The following is a 15,580-nucleotide window of genomic DNA, read 5'->3' on the forward strand; positions in this document are numbered from 1 at the left end:
TTTCTTCAGCGAACGGAGCTGTGATGCAGGACGTCGCCACCCTGGTGGCCCAGGCCAGGGAGGGCCGACCGCGTGCGGTGGCCCGGCTGATCTCACTGGTGGAGGGGGCGTCGCCGCAGCTCAGGGAGGTCATGGCGGCGCTCGCGCCGCTGACGGGCAACGCGTATGTGGTGGGCCTGACCGGTTCACCGGGCGTCGGCAAGTCGACCTCCACCTCGGCACTGGTCAGTGCCTATCGCAAACAGGGGAAGCGGGTCGGCGTCCTGGCCGTCGACCCGTCCTCGCCGTTCTCGGGCGGCGCCCTCCTCGGTGACCGCGTCCGGATGTCCGACCACGCCTCGGACCCGGGCGTCTACATCCGCTCGATGGCCACCCGGGGCCACCTCGGCGGTCTCGCCTGGGCGGCCCCGCAGGCCATCCGGGTGCTGGACGCGGCGGGCTGTGACGTGATCCTGGTGGAGACGGTGGGCGTCGGCCAGTCGGAGGTCGAGATCGCCTCCCAGGCCGACACCTCGGTCGTCCTGCTGGCCCCCGGCATGGGCGACGGCATCCAGGCGGCCAAGGCCGGAATCCTGGAGATCGGCGATGTGTACGTCGTCAACAAGGCGGACCGCGACGGCGCGGACGCCACGGCCCGCGAACTGAACCACATGCTGGGCCTCGGCGAGTCCCGCGGTCCCGGCGACTGGCGGCCGAGCGTCGTCAAGACGGTCGCCGCGCGCGCCGAGGGCATCGACGACCTCGTGGCGGCCCTGGAGAAGCACCGCGCGTGGATGGAGGAGCGGGGCGTCCTGGCGGAACGCCGGCTGGCCCGCGCCGCCCGCGAGGTCGAGACGATCGCGGTGACGGCGCTGCGCGAACGCATCGGCGACCTGCACGGGGACCGCCACCTGGGTGCGCTGGCGGAACGCATCGTGGCCGGCGGCCTCGACCCCTACCGCGCGGCGGACGAACTGGTGGCGGGGCTGACGGAGGGCTGACCGGGGGCGCTGCCCGGCAAGGGCGCCCCACGGCGACGGCGGACGGGACCTGAACTTCCCGTCCGCCGTCTTCAGCCGCCGTTCCCTGTCATGGGCGCCCGCGCTGCCCCCGCAGGTGTTCCGCGATGGGCTTCAGGCCCTTGTCCAGCTCTATGAGTGCCTCCGGCGACAGCAGGTCGATGAAGTGCCGCCGCACGGAGGCGACATGATGTGGCGCCACCTTCTTCATGGTCTCCATGCCGTGCTCGGTGAGGACGGCGTACAGTCCGCGGCGGTCCGACTCGCAGTTCTCCCGGCGGACCAGGTTCGCGTTCTCCATGCGGGTGATCTGGTGCGAGAGCCGGCTCTTGGACTGGAGCGTGGCGGACGCGAGGTCGCTCATGCGCATCCGGTAGTCCTCGGACTCGGACAGGTTCACCAGGATCTCGTAGTCGTTCATCGTCAGGCCGAAGGGCTGCAGATCCTTTTCGAGCTGGTACGTCAACAGCCTGTTGACCTCCAGGTGGGTGCGCCAGGCGCACTGCTCCGCATCGGTCAGCCAGCGCGTGGCCGTTTCGGTCTCCATGAATGAAGTCTACCTAAAATGTTGAAAGGCGAACTAGTGAGGGTGGTGTGACTGTGCGCACGCGTTCGAGGTCACACTCCGCAGACTACCGCTCACAGCCCGAAGCGACGCTGGAGGTCCCCCAGCTGTCCGGGAAGGCGCGGTGTGCCCTGCTGCTGTGGCGGCCCTGTGAAAGGGCCTCCCCCACCGGGTACCCCGGGCTCGTGCGGAACCGCTCCCGTGGCCTGCTCCGCCATCAGGGTTTCGGTGGACTGGAGCAGCACCGTGCCGGCCCCCACGAACTCGAACTGGTGCTCCTCCCCGGAGGCCCCGCCGAGGCCCGTCATCGCACGTAGACCGCCCATCACGCCGGTCAGATAGGCGTGGTCGTAGTGGTGGCAGGGGGAGGGGCAGTCGGCCCACCCCACCAGTGCCTGCGGGTCCACCCGGATCGGCGGTTCCATGAACACCACCGGACCGTTGGACGCGGCCACAAACTTTCCGGTTCCGATAAGGGTCAGAAAACCGGGAACGATGGACTGCTTGAGCGCGAGACTTGGCTGAAAAGCGAGCAGGTTGCCGGAGCGAATGGTCAGGTTGCCGTCGTCCAGGTCATACGAATTGACGTCGAAGGCCCGGTCGGCGAGGAGCATCCGGCCCGAGCCCTCCGCCACCACCCAGTCGCTCGCGTGCAGAGGCGAATGGAAGGAAGAGCGGACCAGACGGTCGAGACGGCCGTGTCCGACGCCGTTGAAGTCGATCGAGCCGTAGTAGGCGATCATCTTCCCCTTCTGCAGGAACCACTGGCTCCCCTTGAGCTCCACGCAGAAGGTGTACTTGTTGACGTTGTCGTCGACGGGCAGTGTCAGGGGGTCGTGCACGACCGGTCCGGCGGCACCGTATCCGCTCACAGTTTCTCCTCCGAGGCCTGCACGTACACCGTCCCGTTGCCGCTGAGCTCCAGCTGGAACGCCTCGCCGGAGCCGCGGCCCACCATGTCCCGCCAGCCGAGCGCCGCCGACAGCTTGTTGCGGACGTCGCCGTGGTGGGCGACGTACGCCTGGGGATCGACGTGGACCGGGCGCTGCGGGGTGACCGGGATCTCGAAGACCCCGCCGTGGGCCATCACGGCGACCGCGCCGTGACCCTTCAGGGTGGTGGTGAACAGGCCCTGCCCCGTGACCTGGCCGCGCACCATGCCCATCACCCCGCCCTGCGAGCCCATGAACATCGTGCCCTGCCGGAGCGTCCCCTCGAAGGCCAGCAGCCGGTCCGCCTCGACGTAGAGCGTGTCGCCGGTGAGGGTGATGACGTGGACGTGATGGCCGCCGTGCCCGAAGAAGACCGTGCCGCTGCCCTCGACCGTCATGAGCGGGGTCGCCTCGCCCGCGACCCGGCGGCCGAGCATCGACATCACCCCGCCCTGGCCGCCCTGGATGTTGGGGGTGAAGGACACCTCGCCCTTGTACGCGAGCATCGCCCCGCGCTGACTGAACAGCCGCTGCCCGGGGACGACGGTCGCCTCGACCATCTTGGAGTTCACCTCGCGCAGGGCCATCTCAGACGTCCCCCGCGATCGTGTTCCGCTCGCTCGGCTGCACGTACACCAGGCCGTCCCCCTCGAACCGGATCTGGAAGGCCTCGCCGCCGCCCTCCCCGAGGAAGGTGCGGAAGGTCACGCCCGACTGGAAGGACTGGCGGAGGTTGCCCTGGTGGGCGATGTACGCACCCGGGTCGACCGTCAGCGGGTACTGCGCGCTCACCCGGAGCACCACCGCCGGGCCGTCCGACATGATGGCGGCCTGGCCGTGGCCCTCGACCGTCGTCGTGAACAGACCGTTGCCCTGGGAGGCGCCGCGCAGGCCGGTGAACGTCGTGCCGGTGCGCAGGCCGGCGTCGGTCGCCAGCAGGTTGCTGGACTCGACGTACAGCTTGTCGCCCTGGAGGCCGACCAGGTTGATCTCGGACGCCCGGTCCGCGAACCAGCACGTCCCGTGCCCCTTCACCTCCATCACCGTCATCTGCTCGCCGGTGAGCCGCCGGGTCACCATCCCCCGCAGCCCCTCACCACCGCCCGTCATCTTCTTGAACGTCATCTGCCCGTCGTACGCCACCATCGAGCCGTTCTTCGCCTTCACGGCGTCCCCGGTCATCTCGACGGCGAGCACCTTGCTGCCCTGGAGTCGGAACATCGCCACGCAGCGAAGGTAGCCGCAGCCCGACGGCGGCGACAGATCCCTCGGGTGGACATCACCCCGGATCCGCCCCCTAGGGGGCCGGCCGCCGCTCCCCGGGCAGCCGGATGACCGCCGTGCCGGCCGTCAGGTCGACGGCGGACCTCGGGGGCGCGCCGTCCTCCTCGTCGTCGCGCAGCACCAGCGAGCTCTGCCGCTCCTTGAGCTCGTGCTGCTTGCCCGGCGAGAGTGCCGCGTGCAGCTGTTCGAAGCCGGTCGCGGAGATCTGGCCCTGCCGTGCCGCGTTCCGCCAGGGCAGCATCCCGGCCCGCCCGGCCCGCAGCAGCAACTGGTCCGCGAAGGCCAGGACCGTGAGCACCACCACCAGCCCCGGCAGGGTCATGAAGAAGACGAACTGCATCGCCCGGCACCCCCTCCGTGTCGGGCTCCACCTTCCCACCCCCGCGCCGGGTCCGCGAGGCTCCTTTGCCACAATGGGGGGACGTTTGTGCTCGCGTTCACAAAGAGTGGACGTCTCTCCCACCGAAGGTGACCCGTGGACATCAAGACCGCCACCGCCATCCGCCGCCTGCGCCTGGTCTCCGCCCCGGAGGCCGTCTCCTTCCTCGTCCTCCTCGTCTGCTCGGTGCTGAAGCGGACCACGGACTTCAACGCGGTGCCCGTGATGGGCGCGGTCCACGGTGTCCTGTTCATCCTGTACGTGATCTTCTGGGCCGACGCCTGGAACCGCACCAAGTGGTCCGCGAAGACCGCGGCCTTCTACTTCGTCCTCTCGGTGCTGCCGACCGGCGGCTTCTTCGCGGAGCGCAAGCTGCGCCGCGAGGCCGAGGACGCGGTCATCGCCGCCCGCGCGCGCAACGAGGGAGTGGTGAACGCGTGATCGTCGCCTTCTCCGTGACGCCGCTGGGCGTAGGCGAGGACGTGGGGGAGTACGTGGCCGACGCCGTCCGGGTCGTACGCGAGTCCGGGCTGCCGCACCGCACCGACGCGATGTTCACCTCGATCGAGGGCGAGTGGGACGAGGTGATGGACGTCGTCAGGCGTGCCGTCGCCGCCGTGGAGGCGCGCGCCCCGCGGGTCTCCCTGGTCCTCAAGGCGGACATCCGGCCCGGTGTCACCGACGGGCTCACCAGCAAGGTGGCGACGGTCGAGCGGTACCTCGCCGGATAGCCGACGGCACGCACGGAGCACCCCGGGCCGAGGCGGGCCGGGGTGCTCAGCCGTCCCCGGGGGCCGTCGCGCCCGACGCCAGGGCGATGCCCAGCGGGGTCCGCTCGTACAGCACCTGGTGGCCGTAGCGGCGGGAGGTCAGCAGGCCCGCGTCGCGCAGCGCCGTCAGGTGCGCCGAGACCGAGGAGGGGGCCAGCCGGAGCCGGTGGGCGAGGGCGGTGGTGGACGCGGGGTCGGTGAGGGCGCCGAGCACGGTGGCGCGGCCCCGGCCCAGGAGCCGTACCAGCGCATCCGGTGTGGTGGCCGCGGGCTCCGTCCACAGGCCGCCGATGCCCCGGGCGGGGTAGACCAGCGTCGGGCGCGCGGGCGGCTCGAAGGTGCTGATCAGGTCCGGCCAGGTGAACACGCTCGGCATCAGCACCAGACCCTGTCCGCCGAGGCGCCGCTCGTACCGGCCCCCCGACTGCACGGTCAGCGTCCCGCTGCGCCAGGCGCAGTCGCGGTGGATCTCCGGCAGCAGGCCGCCCAGGCCGACCTCGGCGAGCCGCCGGGAGTGGAAGGCGATGTCCGCCTCCAGCAGGGCGCGCAGCCGGGGCCAGTCCGGGGCCACCAGGACCTCCCAGGCGGCCTCCAGGGCGTCGGTCAGTTCCCGCACCATGCGGGCCGGGTCGGCGAGCCAGGCCCGACCGGTCGCCGAATCGAGGGCGCCGGGGGTGTCCGCGAGCGAACGTGCCGTGTCCGCGCGGGCCGTGTGCGGGTCCACCGCCCGCAGCGCCGCCAGTTCCTCCTCGACCGAGGCCGCCGGACCGGCCGGGGGCGGCACCAGCCAGTCCGGGGAGTGGCCGTGCCGGGGCATCAGCAGCCACAGCGGGGTCAGGTCGAGACCGTCGGCCACCGCCCGGATCCGCCGCAGCCACGGCGCGTGGTACCCCTGCCGGTCCGGCCGCCGCAGCGTGCGCACCGCCTCCTGCGTCTCCCACAACGGCGACACGACGAACCGGCACCGGAGGAAGTCGTCCTCGTCGAAGTGCAGTCGGGAGGGCATGAGGGGTCCTGTGGCGGTGAAGATTCGGGTGGTGCCGAAACTCTAAGGCGGCAAAGGGCCCGGCGGCACGCTTGCCGTCATGTCCGCTCCCGCCCCGTCCGGCACCGCCGGTTACGGCAGGGTCCTCGGTGTCCCCGAGTTCCGTGCCGTGTTCGCCGCCCATGTCCTGTCCATGCTCGGCGTGATCGTCAGCGAGATCGCGCTGTCCGTCCTGGTGTACGACCTCACCGGGTCACCGCTGCTCAGCGCGCTGACCTTCGCACTCGGCTTCCTGCCCTACCTGGTCGGCGGCACACTGCTGGCCGGCGTCGGCGACCGCTACCCGGCCCGGCGGGTGCTGGTGGTGTGCGACCTGGTGTGCGCCGGATGCGTGGCCGTGATGGCGGTACCGGGGACCGGGATCGGCGTGCTGCTCGGGCTGCGCTGCGCGCTCGCCGTCGTCTCGCCGGTGTTCTCCGGCACCCGGATGGCGACCCTCTCCGACATCCTCGGCGGCGGCGACCTGTTCGTGCTCGGCCGCTCCCTGCTGCGGATCGTCGCCCAGAGCGCGCTGCTCGTCGGCTACGGCCTCGGCGGCCTGCTGCTCGCCGTCCTCAGCCCCCGCCACGCCCTGCTGATCACCGTCGCGGGCTTCCTCGCCTCGGCCGCGCTGCTGCGCCTGGGCACCCGGCACCGGCCCGCCCGCGCCCGCGGCGCCGGAACCCGGGAGCGGGGCGGCACCCGGCGGCTGCTCGCCGACCCCCGGGTCCGGCGGCTCCTCCTGCTCTTCTGGGTCCCGGCGATGTTCGCCGTCGTCCCCGAGGCCCTCGCCGCCCCCTACGCCGACGCCCTCGGCACCGGCTCCCCGGGGCTCGGGCTGCTGATGTGCGCGCTGCCGGTCGGCACGGTCGCGGGGGAGCTGTACGCGGGGGCCCGGCTCGCCCCGGCCGCCCGGGAGCGGATCGCCCTCCCGCTGGTCCGCCTCACCCTGCTGCCGTACCTGGGCTACGCGCTGCACCCCTCCCTCGCCGTCTCGTCGCTGCTCCTGGCGCTGGCCGGCGCCGGGTCGGCGTACACGCTCGGCCTGGACCAGTGGTTCGTGCGCGCCGTGCCGCAGGAGCTGCGCGGCCGGGCCATGACGGTGCTCAGCGCGGGGCTGATGACCATCCAGGGCGTGGGGATGGCGCTGGCCGGGGTGGCGGCGGAGGCGGTGGGGGTACGGGCCACGGTGGCGGGCGCCGGTGCGGTGGGCGCGGTGTGCTGCTGCGCCCTCGCGGCGGCGGCCCGGCGGACGGCGCCCACGGGCTCGTGGCAGGGCCGGGATCTCGCGGTCGTCACCGGAGGTGACCGAAAGCCGAGACAGGGCTGAACGCTATATGACCGGCCGGTAGGGTCGGGGGCGTGCCCAAGCCACTCAGTCTCCCCTTCGACCCCATCGCCCGTGCCGACGACCTCTGGAAGCAGCGCTGGGGGAGCGTCCCGTCGATGGCCGCGATCACGTCGATCATGCGGGCCCAGCAGATCCTGCTGGCCGAGGTCGACGCCGTGGTCAAGCCGTACGGGCTGACGTTCGCGCGCTACGAGGCGCTGGTCCTGCTCACCTTCTCCAAGGCCGGCGAACTGCCGATGTCGAAGATCGGTGAGCGTCTGATGGTGCATCCCACCTCGGTGACGAACACGGTCGACCGGCTGGTCAAGTCGGGTCTGGTCGCCAGGCGGCCCAACCCCAACGACGGCCGCGGCACGCTCGCCACGATCACCGAGAAGGGCCGCGAGGTCGTCGAGGCGGCCACCCGCGACCTGATGGCGATGGACTTCGGGCTCGGTGTGTACGACGCCGAGGAGTGCGGCGAGATCTTCGCGATGCTGCGGCCGCTCAGGGTCGCCGCGCACGACTTCGACGAGGACTGAACGCGCCCTGCGCCGAGCGGTGCCCCGGGGCAAGATCTCCCGGAACGGGTGGTTACGCTCGTCCCCATGAAAAAGAGCGTGCTGACCCGCTACCGCGTCCTGGCCTACGTCACCGGTGTGCTGCTGGTGCTGCTGTGCCTGAGCATGATCGCCAAGTACGGGCTGGACATCTCCGGTGCGGCCGACGTCACCCGGGTCGTCGCCATCGCGCACGGCTGGCTCTACGTCGTCTACCTGGTCTTCGCCTTCGACCTGGGCTCCAAGGCGAAGTGGCCGGTCGGCAAGCAGCTGTGGGTGCTGCTGGCGGGCACCGTTCCGACGGCCGCCTTCTTCGTGGAGCGCAAGGTCACCCGTGAACTCGAAGCCAAGGTGACCGAGCCCTCGCCGGTCGCGGCCAAGGCCTGAGAGCCGGGACACACCGCCGTACGGACACCCGTGCGGCGGGTCTCCATCGACATTTACTTGGACGTCCTAGTAAATTCGGGGGTATGGACGCTGACGCCATCGAGGAGGGCCGCCGACGCTGGCAGGCCCGCTACGACGCGGCCCGCAAGCGGGACGCCGACTTCACCACGCTCTCCGGTGACCCCGTGGAGCCTGCCTACGGGCCCCGACCGGGTGACACGTACGAGGGATTCGAGCGGATCGGCTGGCCGGGTGAATACCCCTTCACGCGCGGGCTGTATCCCACCGGCTACCGCGGGCGGACCTGGACCATCCGCCAGTTCGCCGGGTTCGGCAACGCCGAGCAGACCAACGAGCGCTACAAGATGATCCTCGGCAACGGCGGCGGCGGTCTGTCCGTCGCCTTCGACATGCCGACCCTCATGGGACGCGACTCGGACGACCCGCGCTCGCTCGGCGAGGTGGGCCACTGCGGGGTGGCCATCGACTCCGCCGCCGACATGGAGGTCCTCTTCAAGGACATCCCGCTGGGCGACGTGACGACGTCCATGACCATCAGCGGGCCCGCGGTCCCCGTCTTCTGCATGTACCTGGTCGCCGCCGAACGGCAGGGCGTCGACCCGTCGGTCCTCAACGGCACGCTCCAGACCGACATCTTCAAGGAGTACATCGCCCAGAAGGAGTGGCTCTTCCAGCCCGAGCCCCATCTGCGCCTCATCGGCGACCTGATGGAGCACTGCGCGGCCGGCATCCCCGCGTACAAGCCGCTCTCGGTGTCCGGCTACCACATCCGCGAGGCGGGCGCGACGGCCGCGCAGGAGCTGGCCTACACGCTCGCCGACGGCTTCGGCTACGTCGAACTGGGCCTCAGCCGCGGCCTCGACGTCGACGTCTTCGCACCCGGCCTGTCCTTCTTCTTCGACGCGCACGTCGACTTCTTCGAGGAGATCGCCAAGTTCCGCGCCGCACGCCGGATCTGGGCCCGGTGGCTGCGGGACGTCTACGGCGCCCGGTCCGAGAAGTCGCAGTGGCTGCGCTTCCACACCCAGACCGCGGGGGTCTCGCTGACCGCCCAGCAGCCGTACAACAACGTGGTGCGCACGGCGGTGGAGGCGCTCGCCGCGGTGCTCGGCGGGACCAACTCGCTGCACACCAACGCCCTCGACGAGACCCTCGCGCTGCCCAGCGAGCAGGCCGCCGAGATCGCCCTGCGCACCCAGCAGGTGCTCATGGAGGAGACCGGGGTCGCCAACGTGGCCGACCCGCTGGGCGGTTCCTGGTACGTCGAGCAGCTCACCGACCGGATCGAGGCCGACGCCGAGAAGATCTTCGACCAGATCAAGGAGCGCGGGCTGCGCGCCCACCCGGACGGACGGCACCCGATCGGGCCGGTCACCTCCGGGATCCTGCGGGGCATCGAGGACGGCTGGTTCACCGGGGAGATCGCCGAGTCGGCCTTCCGGTACCAGCAGGCGCTGGAGAAGGGCGACAAGCGGGTCGTCGGCGTCAACGTGCACACCGGTTCCGTCACCGGGGACCTGGAGATCCTGCGGGTCTCGCACGAGGTGGAGCGGGAGCAGGTGCGGGTGCTGGGCGAGCGGAAGGCCGCGCGGGACGACGGCGCGGTGCGCACCGCCCTGGACGCCGTCCTGGCCGCCGCCCGCTCCGGCGCCAACATGATCCCCCCGATGCTCGACGCGGTACGCGCGGAGGCGACCCTGGGCGAGATCTGCGGGACGCTGCGGGACGAGTGGGGGGTGTACACGGAGCCGCCGGGCTTCTAGGGCGTGTGCGAAAGTCCCGCCTGCCGCGCGACGCCATGCACGCTCCCCCCAGCCTTCGGCCGGGGGGACCCCCAGAGCACGCACCTGACGCCGCGCGGCCCGCCCTCCGGGCGGACGACGGGACTTTCGCAACACGCCCTAGGCGACCGGTGGCGGGCGGCGGCCGGGAGCCGGTGCCGGCGTCCCCGCGCGCGGCGGGACCGGCACGGGGGTCACCCTGTGGCGTCCCGCGCCGCGCCCGCCAGGCCGAGCAGCAGGACCCTGGTCAGGCCGCGCACCCATTCCTCGTCCGCCGGTTTGCCGCTCACCAGGGCGCGGTGCACCACCGAACCGGCCACCACGTCGAAGATCAGGTCCGCCGTGCGGGCGGCCGCGGCGGGGTCCGGTTCCGGGGGGAGTTCGCCGCGCCGCTGGGCGCGCTCCCGGCCCTCCAGGACCAGCCGCTTCTGGCGGTCCACGATCGAGGTGCGGATGCGTTCCCGCAGTGCCTCGTCCCGGGTCGACTCGGCCACCGCCGCCATCAGCCCGCTCTTCGCCTCCGGGCGGTCCAGGATGGCCGCGAACTGGAGCACCACGCCCTCGATGTCCTCCGCGAGGCTGCCGCGGTCGGGCAGTTCGAGTTCGTCGAAGAGCTCCGCCACCGCGTCCACGACCAGCTCGTTCTTGCCCGCCCAACGGCGGTAGAGCGTGGTCTTCGCGACTCCGGCCCGGGTCGCCACGTCCCCCAGGGTGAGCTTGGAGCAGCCCAGTTCCACCAGTGCCTGCCGCGTCGCCGCCAGGATCGCCGCGTCCGCGGCGGCGCTGCGCGGACGGCCGGTACGGCTGGCGGGGGTGCGGCTCTGCATCCCACGACCATAACCGGCCGGTTCGGGCGGGGTCGTGAGGGAGATCACCGGGAATCGGTGTCGGGCGGGGGCTCGATGGCATTACGCTACGGGTCGTAGCGAAAGCAGGGCCCGTCCGGAGCGTGCCGTGGGCCCGGCTTTCACGACGCTTTTCACACACGCGCGGGAACGGGGGAGGATAGACGCATGCAGCCACGGAACATGTCCATGAGCGGCGTCGTCGACCTCGCCGCGGTGAAGGCGGCCCAGGAGGCCAAGGCCAAGGCCGAGCAGACGCGCGCCGAAGCGGCCCGGCAGGGTGGTACCGGTGCCGTCGCCCCGGCCGACCTGGTCATCGACGTCGACGAAGCAGGCTTCGAGCGCGATGTCCTCCAGCGGTCCGCCGAAGTCCCCGTCGTCATCGACTTCTGGGCCGAGTGGTGTCAGCCCTGCAAGCAGCTGAGCCCGGTCCTGGAGCGCCTCGCCGTCGAGTACAACGGCCGCTTCCTGCTGGCCAAGATCGACGTCGACGCCAACCAGATGCTGATGCAGCAGTTCGGGATCCAGGGCATCCCGGCCGTCTTCGCGGTCGTCGCCGGACAGGCGCTGCCGCTCTTCCAGGGGGCGGCGGGCGAGGAGCAGATCCGGGGCACCCTCGACCAGTTGATCCAGGTCGCCGAGCAGCGGTTCGGTCTCACCGGACTCGTCGTCGACGCCGACGCGCAGCCGGGCGCCCAGCCGCCGGCCGCGGCGCCGGCCGGGCCGTACGACGCGCTCCTCGAAGCCGCCGTGCAGGCGCTGGACGCCGGTGACTTCGGCGGTGCGGTCCGGGCGTACCAGAACGTGCTGAGCGACGACCCGGCCAACAGCGAGGCCAAGCTGGGGCTCGCGCAGGCCGAGTTGCTCCAGCGGGTGCAGGGGATGGACCCCCAGCAGGTGCGCAGGGACGCGGCCGAGAAGCCCGCCGACGCCGCGGCGCAGATCGCGGCCGCCGACCTGGACCTGGTCGGCGGGCACGTGGAGGACGCCTTCGGACGGCTGATCGAGACGGTGCAGCGGACCGCGGGGGACGACCGGGACGCCGTACGGCGGCGGCTGCTCGAACTCTTCGAGGTGGTCGGCACCGACGACCCGCGCGTCGTGGGCGCGCGCCGGGCCTTGGCGCGGGCGCTGTTCTGAACCGGGTTCTGACCAGTCGCTAAACGTCACGCCATGTGATGCCCGAGTGAAAGATTGGCCGAGAAGGGATCACAGCGGCTGCTCTTTACCAAATCTTGGTAATCGCAGCCGCTGTTACTCGCAGTAAAACAGGGACGTTGGCCTGTCTGGTTCCGTCCATGTATCAACATCTTTGTTCCGCCCCTCGACGACACCCAGCGTCGCACTCCGAGACCGGCGGGTCGTCCATCGGTTATCACGCCGTTACTACCGAGTAACGAAGCCCCTTGTGCGGGCGCCGAGAATGCACCACGATCGGCGACGCTCGGTCCATTCCCGTACCCCGACAGCCGGTCGGGCTCACGGGTTCATCTGGGTCCCCACCGAGCAGAGTCGGCGGCAGTGACGCCGGCTCTTGGGCAGGGGGGTCTTCACCTTCTGGGTGAAGCCTGTCCGGCAGGGTTGTGCGTGATGCGTGTCAGGCGCGACCAGTGGTTGTCGCTCGGGGGTGATCGCCGGTGATCGAGGTGCGGTTCGCGCCTCCGAGCGCGGGCGCTCCCCTTCCGAGGACGTAGCACTTCTCCCATCCCTGCCCGGCTGAGCCGCCGTTGGGGGCGATTCCGGGCCAGGAGATGTACGTCCGAGAAGGAGGAAATATGGAGTCCCAGGTGCGTGGCGGGACCAGATGGAAGCGGTTCGCTGTGGTCATGGTGCCCAGCGTCGCCGCCACGGCGTGTATAGGTGTCGCCCTCGCGCAGGGCGCTCTGGCCGCGTCGTTCAGTGTGTCGGGCCAGCAGTTCAAGGTCGCGGCCGACTCGCTTCATGGCTATGGCTTCGAGCAGTACGGTGCCGTCGACATGGGAAGCACCGTCTCCAAGGACACGGTTCACCCGGTGGCGGTGTCGGCTTTCAACAAGGCGACCATCACCAACCTGTGCCAGTCCGTGGTCACGCCCAAGGTGCCGTTCTTCGGGAACGTCAGCCTGATCCTGCGGGCGGGCACCGACCCGAACCACCCGGTCGAGGCCAGCAAGCTGTACATCGACCTCGATGACCTGCAGACCGAGAATGCGACGTTCAGCAACATCAACATTGGTGTCGCTGCGGGGAGCATGACCAAGGGTCCGGGTGTCAACCAGGACGAGGTCAAGGCCGGCAAGGCGAACCCGGACGGGTTCGGGCAGGAAGCGGACGAAGCCACGCTGACGAAGGTGAAGCAGACGGCGTGGGCCACCACTGCCGCGACCTTCCAGCTGAGCGGTCTGCACATGTCGATCTCGACGAAGGGTGAGGAGTGCTACTAGGCACTCCGTGACGGGCGGGGGAGCCGACGGCGCTCCCGCCCGGCCACCTTCCGCCCACTCTTCGTGGGCGGTACACGCGGTACCACACACCGCCGCCGCACCACACAGCACCACCACCACAGCAACGCCGCACCAGGGAGCTGTTTTCCATGAGCGCCGAGACCCCTGCCGCCACACCCGGCCAGTTCACCCGCCGGAGGCTGCAGTTCCGCGCCTGGCGGGGCACGCGGCCGTTCTGGGCCGGTCTGTACATCCTGCTCGCCGGTTTCCCGATCATGTACTTCCCGTACGCGCACCTCCAGCTCGGCGGCCTGACGGTCGCGATGGCGACCACAGCTGGTGCCGGGTCCCTGATCATCGGCGTGCTGCTCGTCGTCCTGGGCATCAGCCTCTGGTTCCAGAGGCACATCCGCACGTTCGCGGGGATCGCCGCGATCCTGCTGGCGCTGGTGTCCCTTCCGGTGTCCAACTTCGGCGGCTTCATCATGGGCTTCCTGCTCGCCCTGATCGGCGGAGCGATGGCCGTGGCCTGGTCCCCGGGTGCGCCCCCCAAGCCGCAGCCGGAGGGCGAGATCCCGCCGGCCGCGGACGACGCCCCGCAGGAGGCCGCCTACTACCCGGGCCCGGACGGCGTGGAGTCGAACGACCTGTCAGGAACGAGCCCGGTGAACGGGGCGAACGGGAGGCACAGTGCCGGCTGACGAGGTGACCCACGGGACCGAGGTGGACGAGTCCCGTGTGAGAACCGGGCCGCGCCACGCGGCACCCAAGAGGCCGCTGTTCACCAGGTTCCAGATGCCGGCCGGCAAGGCGATAGCCACCGTGGCGATGCCGACGGCCGTCATCATGGGCATGGGCTTCACCTCGACGCTCGCCATCGCGGACACGAACAACACGTCGCCGTCGGCGTCGAAGAGCCTCGCCGAGGACTACAAGAACTGCGTCTCCGCCCTGGACACCGCCTCGCCCTCCGCCTCGGCGAGCGCGAGCGACAAGGCCACGGACCCGGCGACCCCTTCGGCCACGGCGTCGTCCGGCACCAAGGACCCGACGTCGTCGTCCGGCACGTCGTCCTCGTCGGATTCAGGTTCCGACGAGGCGGCGAAACCGACGCCGTCCGCGTCCAAGTCGTCCGCTTCGTCGGGTGATTCGGGCTCGTCCTCGGGTTCGTCCGGCTCCGGGGCGACGGCCACCCCCTCGCCGTCCGCCTCCACGAGCAGCGGCGGCGGCGGTCTGCTGGGCTCCATCGGGGACGCCATCACCGGCATCCTCGGCGGCGGCAGCACGAGTTCGTCCTCGTCGGACTCCGCGGCGAGCGCCACTCCGTCGCCGTCGGCCTCGGCGTCCGCCGGCTCGTCGTCCAAGTCCTCCGGGTCCTCCGGGTCCTCCGGGTCCTCCGGGTCCTCGTCGTCCTCGTCGGGCAAGGACAGCGGCTCCGACACCGTGTCCAAGACCGTCAAGAAGGTCACGGACACCGTCAAGGGCACCACCGACACGGCGACCAAGGCGGCCGGCGAGGTCACCAAGGACGCCACGAAGGCGGCCGGCGACGCCACCTCCAGTGCCTCGCCGAGCCCGTCCGCGAGTTCCAGTGCGTCGGCGGACGACTGCAAGGCGGCCACCGACGACGTGAGCGGCGTCGACAACAAGGTGACGGTGGCGGACGACCCCTGGTACCTCAGCGCCAGCTCGCTGACCCTGAACAGAGCCGACTACCAGGGCATCGTCGAGGTGCGGACGGCCAGCGGCAAGACGAAGAAGGTCCTGAAGTACGTCATCTCGGGCGGTACCGACATCGGTGACCTGCACCAGACGGTCAAGGACACGAAGATCGACAAGACCTACCACGTCCAGGCGGCCCCCGGTTCGAAGTCCACGATCCGCGACGGTGACACGACGATGTACACGGAGTCGATCTCCGGCAACCTCTTCGGCCTGATCCCGATCACGTTCAGCCCGGACAACCCGCCGCCGCTGAACATCCCGCTGATCTACTTCACCAACGTGAAGGTCGTCCAGGCGGGCCAGTTCGGAGGCACCCTGACCGTGCCCGGGATGCACGTGTACACCACCGACGGCACCGGCTGAGCCCCACCAGAGACCCGTTCGGGAGCCGCGAGGAGACTGTGCCCCGCCGAGTACCAACTCGGCGGGGCACAGTCGCGTTCACTGCCCCTTGGGGGAGGGGGTGATTCAAAAGCACGAATAAACCGCCGATATTGCTTTCGTAAAATGCCCTGGCCTGACAGGATGATCGCGTCCCCGGGGGAGGGGGGCGGGG

General features: G+C 70.8%; 18 protein-coding genes. 11 read left to right on the top strand and 7 right to left on the bottom strand.

The genetic code is table 11. The features are described 5' to 3' along the window. The first annotated feature begins 23 nt into the window (after positions 1–23). A complete protein-coding gene (gene meaB / locus AB0G52_RS08815) occupies positions 24–980 on the top strand; it encodes a methylmalonyl Co-A mutase-associated GTPase MeaB (RefSeq protein WP_361335059.1) in 957 nt (318 codons plus the stop codon). Positions 981–1,068: 88 nt separating this feature from the next. Here the strand turns inward: meaB and AB0G52_RS08820 are convergent, their stop codons facing one another. From AB0G52_RS08820 to AB0G52_RS08840, 5 genes are all read right to left on the bottom strand, one after another. After that, complete coding sequence (locus AB0G52_RS08820; protein WP_132888933.1) at positions 1,069–1,545, bottom strand: MarR family transcriptional regulator; 477 nt, start codon at positions 1,543–1,545, stop codon at positions 1,069–1,071. Positions 1,546–1,637: 92 nt separating this feature from the next. Continuing rightward, positions 1,638–2,435 carry an AIM24 family protein gene (locus tag AB0G52_RS08825; RefSeq protein WP_361335063.1) on the bottom strand — a complete coding sequence of 266 codons (798 nt, stop codon included), beginning with the start codon at positions 2,433–2,435 and terminating at the stop codon, positions 1,638–1,640. Beyond that, complete coding sequence (locus AB0G52_RS08830; RefSeq protein WP_132888935.1) at positions 2,432–3,082, bottom strand: AIM24 family protein; 651 nt, start codon at positions 3,080–3,082, stop codon at positions 2,432–2,434. Before AB0G52_RS08830 ends, AB0G52_RS08825 begins: the two co-directional genes overlap by 4 nt. Position 3,083: 1 nt before the next feature. Continuing rightward, positions 3,084–3,716 carry an AIM24 family protein gene (locus AB0G52_RS08835; protein ID WP_358985359.1) on the bottom strand — a complete coding sequence of 211 codons (633 nt, stop codon included), beginning with the start codon at positions 3,714–3,716 and terminating at the stop codon, positions 3,084–3,086. Between the two features lie 76 nt (positions 3,717–3,792). Next, positions 3,793–4,119: a DUF6191 domain-containing protein gene (locus AB0G52_RS08840; RefSeq protein WP_132888936.1), complete on the bottom strand. Its 327-nt coding sequence runs from the start codon at positions 4,117–4,119 to the stop codon at positions 3,793–3,795. A gap of 135 nt (positions 4,120–4,254) precedes the next feature. Between AB0G52_RS08840 and AB0G52_RS08845 the strand changes: the two genes are divergently transcribed. Beyond that, complete coding sequence (locus AB0G52_RS08845; RefSeq protein WP_361335067.1) at positions 4,255–4,599, top strand: DUF3817 domain-containing protein; 345 nt, start codon at positions 4,255–4,257, stop codon at positions 4,597–4,599. Further along, positions 4,596–4,889 carry an MTH1187 family thiamine-binding protein gene (locus tag AB0G52_RS08850; RefSeq protein WP_132888938.1) on the top strand — a complete coding sequence of 98 codons (294 nt, stop codon included), beginning with the start codon at positions 4,596–4,598 and terminating at the stop codon, positions 4,887–4,889. Before AB0G52_RS08845 ends, AB0G52_RS08850 begins: the two co-directional genes overlap by 4 nt. Before the next feature lie 46 nt (positions 4,890–4,935). Here the strand turns inward: AB0G52_RS08850 and AB0G52_RS08855 are convergent, their stop codons facing one another. After that, complete coding sequence (locus AB0G52_RS08855) at positions 4,936–5,934, bottom strand: DUF5937 family protein (protein WP_132888939.1); 999 nt, start codon at positions 5,932–5,934, stop codon at positions 4,936–4,938. Between the two features lie 79 nt (positions 5,935–6,013). On the opposite strand from AB0G52_RS08855, the gene AB0G52_RS08860 reads away from it, so the two are divergent. The 4 genes from AB0G52_RS08860 to AB0G52_RS08875 all read left to right on the top strand — a co-directional run bounded on the left by AB0G52_RS08860 (position 6,014) and on the right by AB0G52_RS08875 (position 10,013). Further along, on the top strand, positions 6,014–7,282 hold the full coding sequence (locus AB0G52_RS08860) for an MFS transporter (protein WP_361335071.1): 1,269 nt from the start codon (positions 6,014–6,016) through the stop codon (positions 7,280–7,282). A gap of 32 nt (positions 7,283–7,314) precedes the next feature. Then, the gene (locus AB0G52_RS08865) at positions 7,315–7,824 is read left to right on the top strand and encodes a MarR family transcriptional regulator (protein ID WP_132888941.1); all 510 of its coding nucleotides are present in this window, start codon (positions 7,315–7,317) and stop codon (positions 7,822–7,824) included. Between the two features lie 66 nt (positions 7,825–7,890). Then, positions 7,891–8,229 carry a DUF3817 domain-containing protein gene (locus AB0G52_RS08870; RefSeq protein ID WP_132888942.1) on the top strand — a complete coding sequence of 113 codons (339 nt, stop codon included), beginning with the start codon at positions 7,891–7,893 and terminating at the stop codon, positions 8,227–8,229. A gap of 83 nt (positions 8,230–8,312) precedes the next feature. After that, positions 8,313–10,013, top strand: a complete 1,701-nt coding sequence (locus tag AB0G52_RS08875) for a methylmalonyl-CoA mutase family protein (RefSeq protein ID WP_132888943.1) — start codon at positions 8,313–8,315, stop codon at positions 10,011–10,013. A gap of 212 nt (positions 10,014–10,225) precedes the next feature. On the opposite strand, the gene AB0G52_RS08880 is transcribed toward AB0G52_RS08875, so the two are convergent. Next, on the bottom strand, positions 10,226–10,858 hold the full coding sequence (locus AB0G52_RS08880) for a TetR/AcrR family transcriptional regulator (RefSeq protein WP_361335075.1): 633 nt from the start codon (positions 10,856–10,858) through the stop codon (positions 10,226–10,228). A 186-nt stretch (positions 10,859–11,044) separates the two neighbouring features. On the opposite strand from AB0G52_RS08880, the gene AB0G52_RS08885 reads away from it, so the two are divergent. From AB0G52_RS08885 to AB0G52_RS08900, 4 genes are all read left to right on the top strand, one after another. After that, positions 11,045–12,016 (top strand): tetratricopeptide repeat protein, encoded by a 972-nt coding sequence (locus tag AB0G52_RS08885; protein ID WP_132888945.1) that lies wholly within the window; start codon positions 11,045–11,047, stop codon positions 12,014–12,016. Between the two features lie 635 nt (positions 12,017–12,651). Further along, positions 12,652–13,299, top strand: a complete 648-nt coding sequence (locus AB0G52_RS08890) for a DUF6230 family protein (protein ID WP_132888947.1) — start codon at positions 12,652–12,654, stop codon at positions 13,297–13,299. Between the two features lie 149 nt (positions 13,300–13,448). Further along, a complete protein-coding gene (locus AB0G52_RS08895) occupies positions 13,449–14,000 on the top strand; it encodes a DUF6114 domain-containing protein (protein ID WP_132888948.1) in 552 nt (183 codons plus the stop codon). Further along, entirely contained in the window at positions 13,990–15,387 is a 1,398-nt protein-coding gene (locus tag AB0G52_RS08900; protein ID WP_361335080.1) for a hypothetical protein, read from the top strand. The genes AB0G52_RS08895 and AB0G52_RS08900 overlap by 11 nt, the downstream gene beginning before the upstream one ends. The last annotated feature ends 193 nt before the right edge of the window (positions 15,388–15,580 follow it).

This window comes from Streptomyces sp. NPDC021562, assembly GCF_040640875.1.
Lineage (GTDB): Bacteria > Actinomycetota > Actinomycetes > Streptomycetales > Streptomycetaceae > Streptomyces.

Bases quoted from the DNA above. Each gene is read 5' to 3' on its own strand.
- meaB (WP_361335059.1), top strand. From the start codon at position 24: ATGCAGGACGTCGCCACCCTGGTGGCCCAGGCCAGGGAGGGCCGACCG.
- AB0G52_RS08820 (WP_132888933.1), bottom strand. From the start codon at position 1,545: ATGGAGACCGAAACGGCCACGCGCTGGCTGACCGATGCGGAGCAGTGC.
- AB0G52_RS08830 (WP_132888935.1), bottom strand. From the start codon at position 3,082: ATGGCCCTGCGCGAGGTGAACTCCAAGATGGTCGAGGCGACCGTCGTC.
- AB0G52_RS08835 (WP_358985359.1), bottom strand. From the start codon at position 3,716: ATGTTCCGACTCCAGGGCAGCAAGGTGCTCGCCGTCGAGATGACCGGG.
- AB0G52_RS08840 (WP_132888936.1), bottom strand. From the start codon at position 4,119: ATGCAGTTCGTCTTCTTCATGACCCTGCCGGGGCTGGTGGTGGTGCTC.
- AB0G52_RS08855 (WP_132888939.1), bottom strand. From the start codon at position 5,934: ATGCCCTCCCGACTGCACTTCGACGAGGACGACTTCCTCCGGTGCCGG.
- AB0G52_RS08860 (WP_361335071.1), top strand. From the start codon at position 6,014: ATGTCCGCTCCCGCCCCGTCCGGCACCGCCGGTTACGGCAGGGTCCTC.
- AB0G52_RS08870 (WP_132888942.1), top strand. From the start codon at position 7,891: ATGAAAAAGAGCGTGCTGACCCGCTACCGCGTCCTGGCCTACGTCACC.
- AB0G52_RS08875 (WP_132888943.1), top strand. From the start codon at position 8,313: ATGGACGCTGACGCCATCGAGGAGGGCCGCCGACGCTGGCAGGCCCGC.
- AB0G52_RS08880 (WP_361335075.1), bottom strand. From the start codon at position 10,858: ATGCAGAGCCGCACCCCCGCCAGCCGTACCGGCCGTCCGCGCAGCGCC.
- AB0G52_RS08885 (WP_132888945.1), top strand. From the start codon at position 11,045: ATGCAGCCACGGAACATGTCCATGAGCGGCGTCGTCGACCTCGCCGCG.
- AB0G52_RS08890 (WP_132888947.1), top strand. From the start codon at position 12,652: ATGGAGTCCCAGGTGCGTGGCGGGACCAGATGGAAGCGGTTCGCTGTG.
- AB0G52_RS08895 (WP_132888948.1), top strand. From the start codon at position 13,449: ATGAGCGCCGAGACCCCTGCCGCCACACCCGGCCAGTTCACCCGCCGG.